Annotated in this window: 14 protein-coding genes and 1 pseudogene; 7 read left to right on the top strand and 8 right to left on the bottom strand. The window is 63.5% G+C overall.

Annotation, left to right across the window (positions count from 1 at the left end; translation table 11 throughout):
- Window positions 1-90 precede the first annotated feature (90 nt).
- Window positions 91-1,155, top strand: coding sequence for a uroporphyrinogen decarboxylase (hemE, locus tag AC0SZ7_RS16765; protein WP_416422064.1), 1,065 nt, complete (start codon window positions 91-93; stop codon window positions 1,153-1,155).
- 136 nt (window positions 1,156-1,291) lie between these two features.
- Window positions 1,292-1,807 (top strand): cytochrome b, encoded by a 516-nt coding sequence (locus AC0SZ7_RS16760; RefSeq protein WP_475505421.1) that lies wholly within the window; start codon window positions 1,292-1,294, stop codon window positions 1,805-1,807.
- Window positions 1,808-1,917: 110 nt separating this feature from the next.
- On the opposite strand, the gene AC0SZ7_RS16755 is transcribed toward AC0SZ7_RS16760, so the two are convergent.
- Both AC0SZ7_RS16755 and AC0SZ7_RS16750 read right to left on the bottom strand, forming a co-directional pair.
- On the bottom strand, window positions 1,918-2,193 hold the full coding sequence (locus AC0SZ7_RS16755) for a hypothetical protein (RefSeq protein WP_475505420.1): 276 nt from the start codon (window positions 2,191-2,193) through the stop codon (window positions 1,918-1,920).
- A gap of 447 nt (window positions 2,194-2,640) precedes the next feature.
- Entirely contained in the window at window positions 2,641-3,915 is a 1,275-nt protein-coding gene (locus AC0SZ7_RS16750) for an MFS transporter (protein WP_475505419.1), read from the bottom strand.
- A gap of 120 nt (window positions 3,916-4,035) precedes the next feature.
- On the opposite strand from AC0SZ7_RS16750, the gene AC0SZ7_RS16745 reads away from it, so the two are divergent.
- The 3 genes and pseudogenes from AC0SZ7_RS16745 to AC0SZ7_RS16735 all read left to right on the top strand — a co-directional run bounded on the left by AC0SZ7_RS16745 (window position 4,036) and on the right by AC0SZ7_RS16735 (window position 6,631).
- Window positions 4,036-4,929 (top strand): LysR family transcriptional regulator, encoded by an 894-nt coding sequence (locus AC0SZ7_RS16745; RefSeq protein WP_475505418.1) that lies wholly within the window; start codon window positions 4,036-4,038, stop codon window positions 4,927-4,929.
- Between the two features lie 79 nt (window positions 4,930-5,008).
- Window positions 5,009-5,773, top strand: a pseudogene (locus AC0SZ7_RS16740) (MCP four helix bundle domain-containing protein); the annotation flags it as partial.
- Window positions 5,768-6,631 carry a methyl-accepting chemotaxis protein gene (locus tag AC0SZ7_RS16735; protein ID WP_475505485.1) on the top strand — a complete coding sequence of 288 codons (864 nt, stop codon included), beginning with the start codon at window positions 5,768-5,770 and terminating at the stop codon, window positions 6,629-6,631. The pseudogene AC0SZ7_RS16740 and the gene AC0SZ7_RS16735, both read left to right, overlap by 6 nt.
- Before the next feature lie 3 nt (window positions 6,632-6,634).
- Here the strand turns inward: AC0SZ7_RS16735 and AC0SZ7_RS16730 are convergent, their stop codons facing one another.
- Together AC0SZ7_RS16730 and AC0SZ7_RS16725 are read right to left on the bottom strand one after the other, a co-directional pair.
- The gene (locus tag AC0SZ7_RS16730) at window positions 6,635-6,937 is read right to left on the bottom strand and encodes an addiction module antidote protein (protein WP_473005159.1); all 303 of its coding nucleotides are present in this window, start codon (window positions 6,935-6,937) and stop codon (window positions 6,635-6,637) included.
- A complete protein-coding gene (locus AC0SZ7_RS16725; protein ID WP_473005160.1) occupies window positions 6,934-7,257 on the bottom strand; it encodes a type II toxin-antitoxin system RelE/ParE family toxin in 324 nt (107 codons plus the stop codon). The genes AC0SZ7_RS16730 and AC0SZ7_RS16725 overlap by 4 nt, the downstream gene beginning before the upstream one ends.
- A 184-nt stretch (window positions 7,258-7,441) precedes the next feature.
- Between AC0SZ7_RS16725 and AC0SZ7_RS16720 the strand changes: the two genes are divergently transcribed.
- Window positions 7,442-8,221 carry a ParA family protein gene (locus AC0SZ7_RS16720; protein ID WP_475505417.1) on the top strand — a complete coding sequence of 260 codons (780 nt, stop codon included), beginning with the start codon at window positions 7,442-7,444 and terminating at the stop codon, window positions 8,219-8,221.
- Window positions 8,222-8,318: 97 nt separating this feature from the next.
- Window positions 8,319-8,789, top strand: a complete 471-nt coding sequence (locus AC0SZ7_RS16715) for a hypothetical protein (RefSeq protein ID WP_475505416.1) — start codon at window positions 8,319-8,321, stop codon at window positions 8,787-8,789.
- Here AC0SZ7_RS16715 and trxC read toward each other — a convergent pair.
- From trxC to AC0SZ7_RS16695, 4 genes are all read right to left on the bottom strand, one after another.
- On the bottom strand, window positions 8,786-9,220 hold the full coding sequence (trxC, locus tag AC0SZ7_RS16710; RefSeq protein ID WP_475505415.1) for a thioredoxin TrxC: 435 nt from the start codon (window positions 9,218-9,220) through the stop codon (window positions 8,786-8,788). The genes AC0SZ7_RS16715 and trxC overlap by 4 nt on opposite strands.
- Window positions 9,221-9,345: 125 nt before the next feature.
- Entirely contained in the window at window positions 9,346-10,803 is a 1,458-nt protein-coding gene (gene selO / locus AC0SZ7_RS16705; protein ID WP_475505414.1) for a protein adenylyltransferase SelO, read from the bottom strand.
- 57 nt (window positions 10,804-10,860) lie between these two features.
- Window positions 10,861-14,217, bottom strand: coding sequence for a mechanosensitive channel MscK (gene mscK, locus AC0SZ7_RS16700; RefSeq protein ID WP_475505413.1), 3,357 nt, complete (start codon window positions 14,215-14,217; stop codon window positions 10,861-10,863).
- A 39-nt stretch (window positions 14,218-14,256) separates the two neighbouring features.
- The gene (locus AC0SZ7_RS16695; protein ID WP_475505412.1) at window positions 14,257-15,999 is read right to left on the bottom strand and encodes a potassium/proton antiporter; all 1,743 of its coding nucleotides are present in this window, start codon (window positions 15,997-15,999) and stop codon (window positions 14,257-14,259) included.
- Between the last annotated feature and the right edge of the window lie 14 nt (window positions 16,000-16,013).

Here is a 16,013-nt window from a genome sequence, read left to right as displayed (position 1 = left end):
ATCGCCCCGATAGATAAAAGGCACGGCGCACGCCGTGCCTTTTGCGTTCCAGTCTGGGAAAATACCGGCACTTATCTGCCGGATGCTCCCATGACTGCCCTGAAGAACGACCGTTTCCTTCGTGCCTTGCTCAAGCAACCCGTCGACGTCACCCCCGTGTGGATGATGCGTCAGGCCGGTCGCTACCTGCCTGAATACCGCGCCAGCCGCGCCAAGGCCGGTGATTTCATGAGCCTGTGCATGAACCCGGCGTTCGCCTGCGAAGTCACCCTGCAGCCGCTGGAGCGCTACCCGCTGGATGCGGCCATCCTGTTCTCCGACATCCTCACCATTCCCGACGCCATGGGCCAGGGCCTCTACTTCGAGACTGGCGAAGGCCCGCGCTTCAAGAAGGTGGTCAGCACCCTGGCCGACATCGAAGCCCTGCCAATCCCTGATCCGCAAAAGGACCTGGGCTACGTGATGGACGCCGTTAGCACCATCCGCCGCGAACTCAACGGCCGCGTGCCGCTGATCGGCTTCTCGGGCAGCCCGTGGACCCTGGCCACCTACATGGTCGAAGGCGGCTCGTCGAAAGACTTCCGCAAGACCAAGGCCATGCTCTACGACAACCCGCACGCCATGCACCTGCTGCTGGACAAGCTGGCCCAGTCGGTCACCAGCTACCTCAACGGCCAGATCCTGGCCGGCGCCCAGGCCGTGCAGATCTTCGACACCTGGGGCGGCAACCTGTCGGCTGCGGCGTACCAGGAGTTCTCGCTGGCCTACATGAAGAAAATCGTCAGCGGCCTGATCCGCGAGCACGAAGGCCGCAAGGTACCGGTCATCCTGTTCACCAAGAACGGTGGCCTGTGGCTGGAAAGCATCGCCGACGCCGGTGCCGACGCGCTGGGCCTGGACTGGACCTGCGACCTGGGCGAAGCCCGCCGCCGCGTGGGCAACAAGGTGGCCCTGCAAGGCAACATGGACCCCACCGTGCTGTACGCCAAGCCCGAAGCCATCCGCGCCGAAGTGGCACGCATCCTGGCCAGCTACGGCAACGGCACCGGCCACGTGTTCAACCTGGGCCACGGCATCACCCCGGAAGTGGACCCGGAGCATGCGGGCGCGTTCATCAACGCGGTGCATGAGTTCTCGGCGCAGTACCACCAGTAAGCGCTGCCGCCACACCCAGAACGCCCGGCCAGTGCCGGGCGTTTTAGTACGTGCGTCATAAAATTCATGACCAAGAAGCATTTCCATCTTTCATTTGCGGTAGCATGCCGCGTCCTGCAAGAAAGGTGGCCTAATCATGGCATCGACGAATTACACCCCCGCGCAAATGGTGCTCCATTGGCTGTCCGCAGCGTTCATCCTCTGGGCGCTGGTGATGGGCTTCTCGGTGATGCTGCTCGACGTTTCGCCCGCCTTCAAGGCCACCATCGCCGGCCTCAATGTGTCGCTTTCCATTTTGTTCATCCCGGTGTTCGCCCTGCGTACCTGGCTGCGCCTGCGCCACCTGCGTGACCACGGCCACCGCCCGGGCGAGCGCCTGGCCGGGGTGATCCACAACGTCATCTACGCCGTTACCGCCCTGGTGCTGCTGACCGGCGTGCTGATGATGGACCGGCCCATCCAGGTGTTCACCTGGGTGACCTTGCCACAGCCCATTCTCGACCCGGTGTGGGACCACCGCTTCCACACCCTTCACGCCGCCTGCAATGCCCTGCTGGGCATGCTGGTGGCGCTGCACGTGCTGGCGGTGGTCAAGCATGAGGCGGTGGGCAAGCGGGTGCTGCGGCGCATGTGGGTAGAAGCGCGCCCCTGACCCCGAATGCAGACTCCCTGTAGCAGCGGCCGCAGGCCGCGTCCCACGCGCCACGCGTACACCTGACGCACCGCATTTCGCCAGACGCGGCCTTCGGCCGCTGCTACGGGTTAGCGCAGGGTTTCACCGGCGTGGCTGCGCTGATCGAGGACGTTCAGCGCCACGCAGCCCGGCTCCAGCAGCAAATAGGCGGCCAGGGCGAAGTGGCTCAGGTCGGCGTCCTCGGTGTTGCGCGCGCTCATGCAGGCCAGGCCCTTGAGCATGTTGTTGGCGGCGCGCATGCGCAGCTCGGTGAATTCGAGCAGGTCGGCCATGGGCGCCTGAGTGTCCAGGTGCAGGACTGGGTTGGCGGTGAAGTTGCTGTTGAGTGCAAGGAAACGCGACATTCGAGAATCTCTTTTAAAGTGATTGAGGCCGCCCAGCGAATCAATTTGGGTGGCAGCTGCGTACGGGTTAGCAGACCGGTCACACTCATCCCGGCGCACCCGCAGGTGCCCCGTCCGCAGCTGCCATAGTCGAAAATAAGGCGAGCGAAAACGCCTCGAATCGAAAGCGAGTTGCGAAAGATAAATGTGATCTGGACTGCTAAATCCAAGCCGCAAAAACGCGGCCGCCGGCACTATGCGGCCACGATTCCCCCTCAACAACCCCATTTCCGGCCTTTAGGAAACGTCCTGCAAGACTCTCGGATCATATAAAGGATTTGTAGGAAATGCCTGGGCGGGGGCGTGAGCAGATGTAACGCGCAGGCAATTCTCTCCGGGGCGCTGGCGCCCACGTAGCAGCTGCCGCCAGGCTGCGTCGCGCCGCAGAGCGGCGCTCGATCATCAACCTCACTTCCCACCAGCCCCCAACGGCGCCAGCCGCGCCAACCGCGCCGCCACCGCCAACGCCACCACCAGCAACCCGCCGATAAACACTCCAACCCCGTTCCACCCGGCATAGTTCCACGCCACCCCGCCCAGGGTGCCGGCCACGCTTGAGCCCACGTAGTAGCTGAACAGGTACAGCGACGAGGCCTGGCCCTTGGCCTTGGTGGCGCGGCGGCCGATCCAGCTGCTGGCCACGGAGTGGGCGCCGAAGAAGCCGAAGGTGAACATCAGCATGCCGACGATAATCACCGGCAGCGGGCTCAGCAGGGTGGCCAGCAGGCCGGCGAACATCAGGGTTATGCTCATCCAGAACACTTTGCGGCGGCCGTGCTGGTCAGCCAGGGCGCCGACCTTGGCCGAGCTGTAGATGCCCGCCAGGTACACCACCGACAACAGGCCCACCAGCGCCTGGCTCATGTGGTACGGGCCGGCCAGCAGGCGGTAGCCGATGTAGTTGAACAGGGTGACGAAGGCGCCCATCAGCAGGAACGCTTCGAGGAACAGCCACGGCAGGCCGGCGTCCTTGAAGTGCATGGTGAAGCCTTCCAGCAGGCCGCGCGGGTTCATTTTGCGCGGGCGGAAGTTGCGCGACTCGGGCAGGATCTTCACGAACACCAGCGCGGCAACCAGTGCCAGGGCGCCGATCACCAGCATTGCCGTGTGCCAGCTGACGAAGTCGATGAGCACGCCGCTGATCAGCCGCCCGCTCATGCCGCCAATGGCGTTGCCACCGATGTACAAGCCCATGGCCAGGCCGATGTGCTGCGGGTGGATCTCTTCGCTCAGGTAGGTCATGGCCACCGCGGCCAGGCCGCTGAGGGACAGGCCGGTGAGTGCGCGCATCACCAGCACGCCCTGCCAGGTGGGCATCATGGCGCTGGCCAGGGTGCACAGGGCAGCGGCGAACAGGGCGAAGACCATCACCGGCTTGCGGCCGATGGCGTCGCTGATGGGCCCGGTGATCAACAGCCCAATGGCCAGCATGCCGGTGGACACCGACAGAATCAGGCTGCTTTGAGCGGCGTTGATGGCGAACTCTTTGGAAAGAATCGGCATCATCGGCTGCACGCAGTACAGCAGCGCGAAGGTGGCGAACCCGCCGGAGAACAGTGCCAGCACGGTGCGCATGAACAGCGGCGTGCCTTTCTCGATGTAGGCTTCGCTCAGGTGCGTGGCAACATCGGCGAGGGAGGTTGGGGGTATTTCCTGGTGCTGGACGGCAGCGGCAGTTTTCACGCGGGGCCTCGAAAGGTGCGGCAGAAGTGGCAATGAGAAAAAGCATATAGCTGGCTAATTATTCTTTCCAATATATTGTTCGACCCATTTGATAGCTTTAACGACCTATTCGAGGCCGCCATGGAACTGCGACACCTGCGTTACTTCATAGCCGTGGCTGAAGAGCTGCATTTTGGCCGGGCCGCCGAGGCGCTGGGCATCTCGCAACCACCCCTTAGCCAGCAAATACAGGCGCTGGAGCAGGAACTGGGCGCCCGCCTGTTCGACCGTACCAACCGTCGGGTGGCGCTCAGCGAGGCCGGGCGGCTGTTCCTGGAAGAGGCGCGGCTGGTGCTGGCGCAGGTGGACAAGGCTGCCAACGTGGCGCGCCGAGCGCAGTTGGGCGAACTGGGCGAGATGAAAATCGGCTTCACCTCGTCGGCACCGTTCAACTCCGGCATTCCCAAGGCCATCTACGCGTTCCGCCAGGCCTTCCCGGCGGTGCACCTGAACCTGGAAGAAATGAGCAGCGTGGGCGTGGCCGAAGCCCTGGTGGATGAAACCATCGAAGTCGGCCTGATCCGCCCGCTGCCGTTGCCGGAGTCGCTGACCTGGGTCGAGCTGTTCAGCGAACCGCTGGTGGCCGTGCTCAACGCCGACCACCCGCTAGCCCAGGGCAGCGAAGCGGGGCTGTACATGAACGCCCTGGCGCAGGAGCCGTTCGTGTTTTTCCCGCGCAGCTACGGCAGTGGCCTGTATGCGCAACTGATCAACCTGGCGACCCAGGCCGGCTTCAGCCCGCACTTCGCCCAGGAGGCCGGCGAGGCCATGACCATCATCGGCCTGGTGTCCGCCGGCCTGGGCGTGTCGGTGTTGCCGGCCTCTTACCAGTCCATGCGCATCGAAGGTGTGGTCTACCGCACCCTGCTCGACCCCGAGGCCATCACCTCGGTGTGGCTGGTGCAGCGCAAGGCCAACACCTCGGCCATGGCCAAGGCGTTCGTGGACATTGTGACCCGGCAATCAAGCCCTTGATAAATGGTCGAAATGGTCCGTTCAAGTTGTCGCACCCCAGGCCGATGACTTCAGGGCGAGTTATCCCCCTGGAGTCCCTATGAACGTCCGTCAGCTGCGCATCTCGACCCGTGCCTTCCTCAGTTTCGGCCTGATCAGCCTGTTGATGCTGGGCTTTGGCATCTTCTCCATGAACCAGATCACGCACATGCGTGAAGCCGTGATTCATACCGAGGACGTGTCCCACGCCGGCACCCGTTGGCTGGGCAGCATTCGCGACAACTCCCTGGGTATTCGCGTGCTGACGTTCCGCCTGATGCTCAACCGCGACCCCGCGCAGCTGCGCCCGGCGCTGGAGCGCATGACCTTCCTGCGCGGCGAGCTGGACAAGGCGCTGCAGGGCTACACCCCGATCGTGCCGGACGCTGCCCGTTCGGCGTTCGCACAGATGCAAAGCGTGGTAAGCCGCTATCAGGAGCAGCTGTCGCGCTACCAGGCGCTGTCTGACCAGGGCGACACCCAAGGCATGCTGGCGTTGCTCAACGGCCCCATCCAGGACTTGTCCGACCAGACCGGCAACCTGTTCAACGAGCTGGTGAAAATCAACCTGCAGGAATCCGGCCTGTACACCGCCGCCGCCAAGGACCGCTACGAGACCGCCATGCAGACCACCATCGTGGTGCTGGCGATTGTCTTCCTGCTGACCGTGGTACTGGCCTGGATGCTGACCCGCAGCATCGTCAAACCGCTGGAAGAAGCGGTGACCGCCGCCGGCCGTATCGCCAAGGGCGACCTCACCGGGCGCATCAACGTCGAGGGCGAGGACGAAGCCGCGGCGCTGCTGCGCTCGTTGGTGGCCATGCAAAGCAGCCTGACCGACACCCTGCGCCTGATCGGCGATTCTTCGCACCAGTTGGCGGCGGCGTCGGAAGAAATGACCGCCATCACCAACCAGACCTCCGGCGACCTGAACAACCAGAATGCCGAGATCCAGCAGGCCGCCACCGCGGTCAACGAAATGACTGCGGCCGTGGAAGAAGTGGCGCGCAACGCCGTCTCCACCGCCGACGCTTCCAGTGCTTCTACCCGCACCGCCCAGCTGGGCCGCGAGCGCGTCGACACCACCATCATCGCCATCCAGCGCATGGGCGAGCGCGTTGAAGACGCCTCCGAACAGGTCAAGGAGCTGGCTGCCCACTCTCAGGACATCGGCAAGATCCTCGACGTGATTCGCGGCGTGGCCGAACAGACCAACCTGCTGGCACTGAACGCCGCCATCGAAGCCGCCCGTGCTGGCGAGGCAGGCCGTGGCTTTGCCGTGGTAGCCGACGAAGTACGCGCCCTGGCCGGCCGCACGCAAACCTCCACCCAGGAAATCGAACAGATGGTGGCGGCCATCCAGCAGGGCACGGCCAAGGTGGTCGAGACCATGCAGGCCAACAACGACCAGGCGCTGTCGACCCTGGACACCGCCAAGACCGCCGGCACCGCCCTGGACGAAATCGCTGCGGCGATCTCGCTGATTCACGAGCGCAACATGGTCATCGCCAGCGCCTCGGAAGAGCAGGCCCAGGTGGCGCGCGAAATCGACCGCAACCTGGTCAACATCCGCGACCTGTCGATCCAGACCTCGGAAGGCGCCGGCCAGATCGACGAAGCCAGCCAGTCGCTATCGGGCCTGTCCCATGATCTGAAGAACATGGTGGGGCGCTTCCAGCTCTGACAATCACGCTATCGACGCGAACTTCATACCGGCTGCGTGGACGACCCTGCACATAGTGCGCAGGGTCGGATTGCCTTCGGGGGACAGGGCACGGTAAAGACTTTCGCGGGATAGCCCGGCTTTCTCAGCAATTTCCTTCATGCCACCTTTGGCCTCGACGATGTGGCGTAACGCGATTAAAAACGCTGATTCGCCGCCGTCCAGGTCAAGTTCTTCGAATGCCGATCTGAGGTATTCGGCGGCGAACTCTTGATCATTGCGAATCAGCTCAATGATGCTTTCATCATGGCTTCGGGTTCGGTTCATGGTGTTCTCCGCTGGTAGTCGGCCCAACAGTCGAGTGCTTTCTCGATGTCCTGCTGCTGCCTTCTCTTGTCTGCGCCGAGCAATAGCAGAATCAATCGCTTTTGCACCTGCGCGTAGTACACCCGATAACCTGGACCGTGGTCGATGCGTAGCTCCCACACGCCTTGGCCAACCGGTTTGCAGTCGCCGATGGAACCTAGGCTGAGGCGGTTGAGGCGGGTTGCGATTCGCGCTTTTGCAATCGGGTCTTTGAGCCGGTTGAACCATTGCTGGTACAGGTCCTGCCCGTTTGGTGAAACGTAATGAGTTAAATCGATCATGCTCAAATGTAGCTTAAATGCTACATAATCTGATCATACCAGCTTCTGAAATGGCAGTAGGACCTTTCTGAGATGCCAATTCATCCCCATGGCCATGGCGCAGGGAATATCCGTTCAAAGGTGCTGGTCGCCGTGCCACCAAGCCATCTACACTCGGGCATTCACTGGTACACGGAGGTTTTCCATGCGGCGCGTGGTGTTCAATCAGAAAGGTGGCGTTGGCAAATCGAGCATCGCCTGCAACCTGGCGGCGGTCAGTGCCCAGGAGGGCTATCGCACCCTGCTGATCGACCTGGATGCACAAGCCAACTCGACCCATTACCTGACCGGGTTGACGGGCGAAGACATTCCCATGGGCATCGCCGACTTCTTCAAGCAGACCCTGTCCTCCGGGCCGTTCGCCAAGAAGAACACGGTGGATATCTACGAAACGCCCTTCGACAACCTGCACGTGGTCACCGCCACGGCGGAGCTGGCCGACCTGCAGCCCAAGCTGGAAGCCAAGCACAAGATCAACAAGCTGCGAAAGCTGCTGGATGAGCTGGCCGAAGACTACGACCGTATCTACATCGACACGCCGCCGGCGCTGAATTTCTACGCGGTTTCCGCGCTGATCGCCGCTGATCGTGTGTTGATCCCGTTCGACTGCGACACCTTCTCCCGGCAGGCGCTGTACGGTCTGATCGCCGAGATCGGCGAGCTGCGCGACGACCACAACGAAGACCTGGAAGTGGAAGGCATCGTCGTCAACCAGTTCCAGGCCCGCGCCAGCCTGCCCCAGCAACTGCTCGACGAGCTGATTGCCGAGGGCCTGCCGGTGCTGCCGGTGTACCTCACAAGCTCGGTGCGCATGCGCGAATCACACCAGGCCAGCATGCCGCTGATCCACCTGGACCCACGGCACAAGCTGACCCAGCAGTTCGTCGAACTGCACCAGCTGCTGGAAGCCAACACCTCGGCTTGAAACGGCAGTGCACCTGTTAGTTCTGACAGTTGCCCAAGTCTGTCCTCATGTTAGGTTTGTCGAGCCGGTAGCGCACAAAACCAATGTGAGGTGCAGCATGGCCCATGACCACATGATTAAAGACAAAGCTGACGAGCTCGTTGCGACTGTAAAATTGACGTCGAGCCATTTTGGCGGACAGCTCGAGCTGCCCAATAGCGTGCTGTACATTACCGATCCCCCTACAGGCTTCATTTGGTTCAATGCGGGGAGCGAAGCAAGTAAGGTGCAGGTTTTCCAGCTGTTTTTCGCACGTGGTTGCGTGCCCGGCGACTATTCGCTGAGCCACCCCGGCGGCCTGCCGGTGTACTTGAATATCGTGTTTCCGGGCGGGGATCCGCTGCCTGCTCCGGTACGAAGCGGATTTGTTCGATTAGAAGTTTTCGACCTGGAACACCGTCACGTACAGGGGACACTTGAAGAGGTGGTGGTTGAAATCAAGCCAGGATCGATCATTACCTTGAATTCTGGATTCTTTTCATCGCCCCCCAACTTCAGGGGGCGAGCGTCACGCATTTCTGGCCATTAGATACCCTGGCTGTTGAGCCATGCCAGCAATTGCGGCAACGGGAACGCGCCGCTCTGACGCGCCACTTCGCGGCCGTTCTTGAACAGCAGCAGGCTGGGGATCGAACGAATGTTCAATTGCCCGGCCAGTTGCTGGTTGGCCTCGCTGTCGAGCTTGGCCAAGCGGCAGCGGCCGCTCAGTTGGCCGGCGGCCTGCTGGAAGATCGGCGCGAAGGATTTGCATGGCCCGCACCATTCCGCCCACACGTCCACCAACAGCGGCAGGTCGCCCTTGATCTGGCTGGCGTAGTCGCCTTGGGCAAGATCGAACGGCGTGGCCAGGATGACCTCACCCTTGCAGCGCCCGCACTTGGGCGAGTCGCCCAGGCGTTCGGCGGGTATGCGGTTGAGGCCGTTGCAGTGCGGGCAGGGGATGACCAGGGGTTCGGACATGGTGGCTCCAGGTTTGGCAGTTTTGCTGATTCTACCGGTAAGCGAATCCTGTAGCAGCGGCCGAAGGCCGCGTCAGCAGCACCGCCGGACGCAGCCTGCGGCAGCTGCTACGGGCGTGTGGTCGGTCACGAGGAGCAACTGATTTCGAGGTGCTTGCCCCACTCCGGTGGCCGCTGGGCGTAGGCGTCCATGCCTTCCTGCGCGTCGAACGGCCGGGTCAGCACCTGGTGCAGCCGGCGCACTTCTTCGTAATCACCTTGCTGGGCAGCGTCGATGGCTTTCTGCGCCAGGTAGTTGCGCAGCACGTACAGCGGGTTCACCGCGTGCATGCGCGCGGTACGCCCGGCGTCGTCGCCGTCGCGGGCGGTGCGTTCCAGGTAACCGGCAGCCCACTGGTCGAAGCCCTCGCGGTCGACGAAGTCGTCGCGCAGCACGGCCACGGCGGCCGCTGCGGGCTGGTCGCCCAGGCGGCGGAAGAACAGGTTGTAGTCCACGCCGCTGTTCTGCATCAACCGCAGCAGGCTTTCGACCATGGCCTTGTCGCCGTCTTCGGCGCGGGTGAAGCCCAGGCGGCGGCGCATCAGGTCCAGGTAGTGGGCCTCGTACAGCGGCAGGAACATGTCCAGGGTCTCGCGCAGGGCCTCGACGCTGATGAACGGCGTCAGCGCCTGGGCCAGCGCGCTGAGGTTCCAGTGGGCGACGGGCACCTGGTTGCTGAAGCTGTAGCGGCCTTGGTCATCGGAGTGGTTGCAGATGAAGTTGGCGTCGAAATCATCGAGGAAGGCGAACGGGCCGAAGTCGAAGGTGATGCCCAGGATCGACATGTTGTCGGTGTTCATTACCCCGTGGCAGAAGCCGTAGGCCTGCCACTTGGCGATCAGCTCGGCGTTGCGCTCAAGCACGCTGCGGAACATGGCCAGGTAGGGCTCGGGCTGTTCCAGGCACTCGGGGAAGTGCATGGCCAGCACGTGCTCGCCCAGCACCTTGGCCTGCTCGGGCTGCTTGGTGTAGTAGAAATATTCGAAATGGCCGAAGCGTATGTGGCTGGGCGCCAGGCGCAGCAGCATGGCGCCGCGCTCCTGGGTTTCGCGCCACACCGGGGTGTCGGAGCCGATCACGCACAGCGCGCGGCTGCTGGGAATGCCCAGGGCATGCAGCGCTTCGCTGGCGAGGAATTCACGGATCGACGAGCGCAGCACCGCGCGGCCGTCGCCCATGCGCGAGTACGGCGTCAGGCCGGCGCCCTTGAGGTGCAGGTCCCAGTGCTGGCCGGCGTCGTTGTACACCTCGCCCAGCAGCAGGCCGCGGCCATCGCCCAGGCGCGGGCTGTAGCCGCCGAACTGATGCCCCGAATACACCATCGCCCGCGGGTCGGCCTCGGCCCACAGCTTGTGGCCGCCGAACAGCTGGGCAAAGGTGGGGGAGTGGGCCTCGGTAGGGTCCAGGTCGAGCAGCGCCATGGCCGCATCGCTTGCCACCACCAGGCGCGGGTTGTCGAGGGGGTCGGGCAGTACCGAGGTTGAGAACGCATCGCCCAGGCGGGCGAAGCGGTTATCGAAGGTCAGTTCGTCGAGGGCTTTCAACGGCCATCTCCAGCAGAATGTCCGAGCATTCTGCTGGGGGATGGCCGCTGCGTCCAGTCAGTCCAGATGAGTGTCGGGCGGCTCTGGCCGGGTTCTGGGCTGTTGCTGCACGTTGGGCAGCAGCTGCTCGTCGACCTTCTCCACCGGCACCATCCTGAATTCCTGGCCCTGGGTGTTCTTCAGGTACACCTCCATCTGCCGGAACGAGATGTTGATGTTGTTCTTCTTGAACTCGCGGTTGATGTAGCGGTTCATTTCGTCCAGCACCGGGTTGCGGTCGCCCAGGTCACGCACGTGCATGCGCAGCTCGTGGTCCAGGGTGCTTTCGCCGAAGTTGAGGAAGTACACGCTGGGCGCCGGTTCCTTGAGCACCCGTGGGTTTTCCTGGGCGCCCTTGAGCAGCAGGGCGCGCACCAGGTCCAGGTCCGAGCCGTAGTCCACGCCCAGTTTCAGGGTGACGCGGGTAATGGTGTCGGTCAGCGACCAGTTGATCAGTTGCCCGGTGATGAACGTCTTGTTCGGGACAATGATGTCCTTGCGGTCGAAGTCGGTGATGGTGGTGGCGCGGATGCGGATCTTGCTCACCGTGCCCGACAGGCTGCCGATGGTGATGGTGTCGCCGATGCGCACCGGGCGTTCGAACAGGATCATGATGCCGGAGATGAAGTTGGCGAAGATCTCCTGCATGCCGAAACCCAGGCCTACCGACAGCGCCGCCACCAGCCACTGCAGCTTGTCCCAGCTCACGCCCAGGGTGGACAGCGACGAAACGAAACCGATGCCGATGATCACGTAGGACAAAAGCGTTGTGGTGGCGTAGGCGCTGCCCTGGGCCAGGTTCAGCCGCGACAGCACCAGCACTTCCAGCAGGCCCGGCAAGTTGCCCGCCAGCGCCACGGTGATGCCGACGATGATCAACGCCCCCAGCAGGTCGCCCAGGCTGATGGGCACCATGCTCATGGTGGCGCCGGTGCCGCTGGTGTATTCGTACAGGGTGATGTTGTCCAGGTAGGCGAACACGCTGATCAGGTCCGACCACACCCAGTACAGCCCGGCGATGAACACGCCCATCAGTGCCAGGCGAATCAGGCGCAGGGACTGCTGGTTGACCTGTTCGATGTCCAGGGTCGGCTCTTCGATGGGAATTTCGCCATCGCCGCTTTCCTTGGCGGCCTGGCGTTTGCTCAACGCGCGCTGGTACGCCAGGCGCCGTGCCGCCACGCTGAGGCCGCGCACGAAGGCGGCTTCGATCACCAGCCACAGCATCAGCAGGTACAGGGTGTCGATCAGCCGGTCGGTGAGCTTCAGTGCGGTGTAGTAGTAGCCGAAACACACCGCCATGAACAGCGCCACCGGCAGCGCGGTGAAGGCCACGCCCACCAGCTTGCGGAACAGCGAGGTGTTGCCGTGGGTGGGGCTGCTGATCAGCAGCCGGCTCAGCAGCCAGGCCATCAGCGCGTAGCAGGTCAGTACCACGACAATGCCGATGACATCGTCGGCCAGCGCCGAAGGCTGCAGCTCGGCCACCGCCACCACGGCCACCAGGGCCATGACCACGATGCCCAGGCGGCGGATCCAGTTGCGCAGGAATTCCACTTGCGGCTTCTGCCAGCGGAAGTGCACCTCGGCCACGCCGCCGGGCGCCAGTATCCGGTAGGCGGTGTAGAACACCAGCCAGGCCTGGGCCATTTGCAGCAGTGCCGAACCCAGGCTGGCGTTCTGGCCGCGGGCGTCTATTTGCAGGGCCAGGCCGCACAGCGCCAGGCCCAGCCCCACGGGAATCGCCAGCAACACGTTGACCAGCAACGCCTGGGGGGTGTGCCACTGGCTGTCACGCTTGAAGTGGCCAATGTCCTTGTGCACGCGGTTGAGGCGGTTGTGCAGGTAGCTGCGGCGCCACAGCAGCACGCCTATCAGCAGCAACAGCGGCACGAAGAACAGCGGCCGCTGCACCAGGCCGTCGGCCAATTCGCTGAGGCTGGACGCCCAGGGCAGGGTGGTCAGCTGCTTGCTCAGGTGCGACGGCGCGCCCTCCAGCCAGTCGGGGTCCAGCGGCTTGTTGCTGGGGATCCAGAACATCTGCTCGTCGAGGGTGGCACGCAGGCTCAGGGCGGTGCTCAGCAGCTGTTTCTGGTTCAGCTGCAGGGTGATGGACTCGTTGAGCAGGGCGCTCAGCTCGCGGTTCAGGCGCTCCAGCAGGTCGCTGCGGGTAACCGCCAGGTCCAGCAGCTGCTTGCGCAGTTGCGGGGTGACCTGTTCGGGCGGCTGCGCGGCGATCAGGCCATCGACGTAGGCGGTGGGGCTGCTCAGGGCTTCGCGCTGCTGGTTGACCTCGAACTGGTACAGGCGGATATCGGCGATCTCGTCCGCCAGGTTGCGGTCCACCTTCAGGTGCGGCAGCGCTTGCTTCTGTTTATAGAGAATCTTGGACAGCAGCAGGCTGCCCTTGAGAACGTTGATCTGCTCGTCCAGCGCCTGGTCGCTTTGCGTCAGGCTGTCCAGCTGCTGTTGGGTGTGCAGGTTCTGCTGGGTCAGGTCGTTGAGGCGGTCGGTGCTTTTCAGCAGGTAGTCGGACAGCTTCAGGTTGGTGGCGCTCTCCGTGGCCAACACGCTGCTGCCGCCGGCCTTCTGCGCTTCGATGGACTGCTGCGTCACGGTCTCTTGCGACTGCGCCAGGCGCTTTTCGTTGATCAGCGACTGCAGGTCCTGGATTTCCTGGCTGATGCGCGCGATTTTCTCGAACACCAGGTCATGCTGGCTGTTGCCCAGGTCTTGCAGCAGGGTGTTGCCGGCCAGCTCCTGGCGGCGCAGGGCAATCAAGGCGTTCAGCGCGGCCTGCTCGGCCAGCAGCTGGTTGCGTTGGTCGGCGGACACCACCTTGCCGTTGTCCTTGCCGGCCTTGAGGATGCCGTTGATCTGGGTGATGCGCGCCTGGCTGTTGCTGATTTCCGTCTGCGCCCGCTCCGGGCGGGTCTGGGCGGTGATGGCCAGGCTGTTGGCTTCGGTCAGCTGCTTCTGCAGGTCGCCCTGCTGGGCGCCGCGGTCGTTGAGCAGTTGTTCCAGCTGCGGCACCGACAGGTTGGCGTAGCGCTGGGCGACCGGGATCACCTTGGTGGCCTTGAGCTTGGTCAGCTCGCGCTGGTTCTCGCCGATCACCTGCGGGGCTTCGGTGAGCTGTTTCTTAAGCGCGGGCAGCTGGTTATTGCTGTCGTCGCGGTTGGAAAGAAACGTCAGGGTCTGTTCCAGTACCTGTTGCAGGGCTTTCTGGTCGGCGTCGGACAGCTTGCGGTCGGCGATCTTGTCGATGCTTTGCTGCACCGATTCGCTGGTGGGTGGGTCGGCCGCATGAACGGCGGTGACAGTCAGACACAGCCCAAGCAGGGCTGCGGAGAAAAATGAGCGCAGTGAGGGCATAGTCGAAAAGTCGTTTACAGCTCGGAAGAGAATGGCAGTTTAGAGGAAGAGTCCGGGGCCCGGTGCACTTCCTTCGGGCAGTTTGACGCCCACTTTCTGGATCTTGTTCCCGTCCATCACGGCCACGGTCCAGATTGTGTTGTTCCACACCACGTGGTCGCCCACTACTGGCGCGCCGCCAACCTTCTGCATGATGAACTGGCTGAGCGGCGTTTGCGGGTCCTGGCCGTCCAGCTGCAAACCGTACAACGCGGCTACAGGCCCCAGTTCTGCGTCCCCTTCGAGCACGAAGTCGCCGAAGAAGCGCAAATCCAGGCCCCGTTGCGGGGCCTGGCTGAACAGCTTTCCGAGTGCTGGCAAATTGTGTTCATGGCCAATTACACACAGCAAATCATCCACTTCCAATACCGTACTACCCGACGGATGGAGCAGTTCCTGGCCCCTGAAAAGGGCCGCGATGCGGGTACCTTCGGGCATTTTCAGCTCGCGCAGGGGCGAGCCGATGCACCATTTCTCGGCGCCCAGCTTGTAGACGAACAGCTCCCATTCGCTGGTGACGTGCACCTCCAGCGCCGAGCGGGAAATGGGCGCCGGGTCCGGCGGCACGGTCACCTTCAACAGCTTGGCCACCCACGGCAGGCTGGTGCCCTGCACCAGCAGCGATACCAGCACGATGAAGAACGCCAGGTTGAAGTACAGCTGCGCCTCGGGCAGGCCGGCCATCAGCGGGAACACCGCCAGAATGATCGGCACCGCGCCGCGCAGGCCTACCCAGGAAATGAAGGCTTTCTCGCGGCCGTGGAAGGCCTTGAACGGCAGCAGGCCGACGAATACCGACAGCGGCCGCGCCACCAGGATCATGCCCAGCGCCAGCGCCAGGGCCGGCAGGGCGATGGGCAGCAGGTCGTGGGGCGTGACCAGCAGGCCCAGCACCAGGAACATGCCGATCTGCGCCAGCCAGGCCATGCCGTCCAGCATATGCAGGATGCCGTGGCGGCTGCGGATAGGCTTGTTGCCCATCACCAGGCCGCACAGGTACACCGCCAGGAAGCCGCTGCCGTGCAGGGCGTTGGTCAGCGCAAACACCACCAGGCCGCCAGCGACCACCAGGATGGGGTACAGGCCGCCAGCCAGGTTGATGCGGTTCACCAGCTGCAGCATCACCCAGCCGCCGCCCAGGCCGATAACGGCGCCGATGCCGAATTCCTGCACCAGGTGGCCCAGCAGGCTCCAGTGCAGGCCGGTCTGGTGGCTGGCCAGCATGTCGATCAGGGTCACGGTGAGGAACACCGCCATGGGGTCGTTGCTGCCCGATTCGATCTCCAGGCTCGCCGTTACCCGTTCGTTCAGGCCCTTGCCGCCCAGCAGCGAAAACACGGCTGCGGCGTCGGTGGACCCGACGATGGCGCCGATCAGCAGGCCCTGGATGATGTTCAGGTTGAACAGCCAGGCGGCCATCATGCCGGTCAGGCCGGTGGTAATCAGCACCCCCACCGTGGCCAGCGACAACGCCGGCCACAGGGCCACGCGGAAACTTGCCACCCGCGTGCGCAGGCCGCCGTCCAGCAGGATCACGGCCAAGGCCAGGTTGCCGACGAGGTAGGCCGTGGGGTAGTTGTCGAAAATGATGCCGCCGCCGTCGACGCCGGCGGTCATGCCTACCGCCAGGATAATCACCAGAATAGGGATGCCCAGGCGGGAGGAGAGGGAACTGACCAGAATGCTAGCACCTACCAGCAACGCGCCGATCAAGAACAGGCTGTTGATGGTCGTCGCATTCAAAGGCAGTACTCCCT

Source organism: Pseudomonas sp. JC1203 (genome assembly GCF_056175065.1).
The sequence above is the reverse complement of the archived record's forward strand: the minus strand, read 5'-3'. Positions and strand labels throughout refer to the sequence as shown.

Coding starts and splice junctions, on each gene's coding strand:
- trxC (WP_475505415.1), bottom strand. CDS start 9,220: ATGTCCGAACCCCTGGTCATCCCCTGCCCGCACTGCAACGGCCTCAAC.
- AC0SZ7_RS16735 (WP_475505485.1), top strand. CDS start 5,768: ATGCAAAGCAGCCTGACCGACACCCTGCGCCTGATCGGCGATTCTTCG.
- AC0SZ7_RS16745 (WP_475505418.1), top strand. CDS start 4,036: ATGGAACTGCGACACCTGCGTTACTTCATAGCCGTGGCTGAAGAGCTG.
- AC0SZ7_RS16760 (WP_475505421.1), top strand. CDS start 1,292: ATGGCATCGACGAATTACACCCCCGCGCAAATGGTGCTCCATTGGCTG.
- AC0SZ7_RS16730 (WP_473005159.1), bottom strand. CDS start 6,937: ATGAACCGAACCCGAAGCCATGATGAAAGCATCATTGAGCTGATTCGC.
- hemE (WP_416422064.1), top strand. CDS start 91: ATGACTGCCCTGAAGAACGACCGTTTCCTTCGTGCCTTGCTCAAGCAA.
- AC0SZ7_RS16720 (WP_475505417.1), top strand. CDS start 7,442: ATGCGGCGCGTGGTGTTCAATCAGAAAGGTGGCGTTGGCAAATCGAGC.
- mscK (WP_475505413.1), bottom strand. CDS start 14,217: ATGCCCTCACTGCGCTCATTTTTCTCCGCAGCCCTGCTTGGGCTGTGT.
- AC0SZ7_RS16725 (WP_473005160.1), bottom strand. CDS start 7,257: ATGATCGATTTAACTCATTACGTTTCACCAAACGGGCAGGACCTGTAC.
- AC0SZ7_RS16755 (WP_475505420.1), bottom strand. CDS start 2,193: ATGTCGCGTTTCCTTGCACTCAACAGCAACTTCACCGCCAACCCAGTC.
- AC0SZ7_RS16715 (WP_475505416.1), top strand. CDS start 8,319: ATGGCCCATGACCACATGATTAAAGACAAAGCTGACGAGCTCGTTGCG.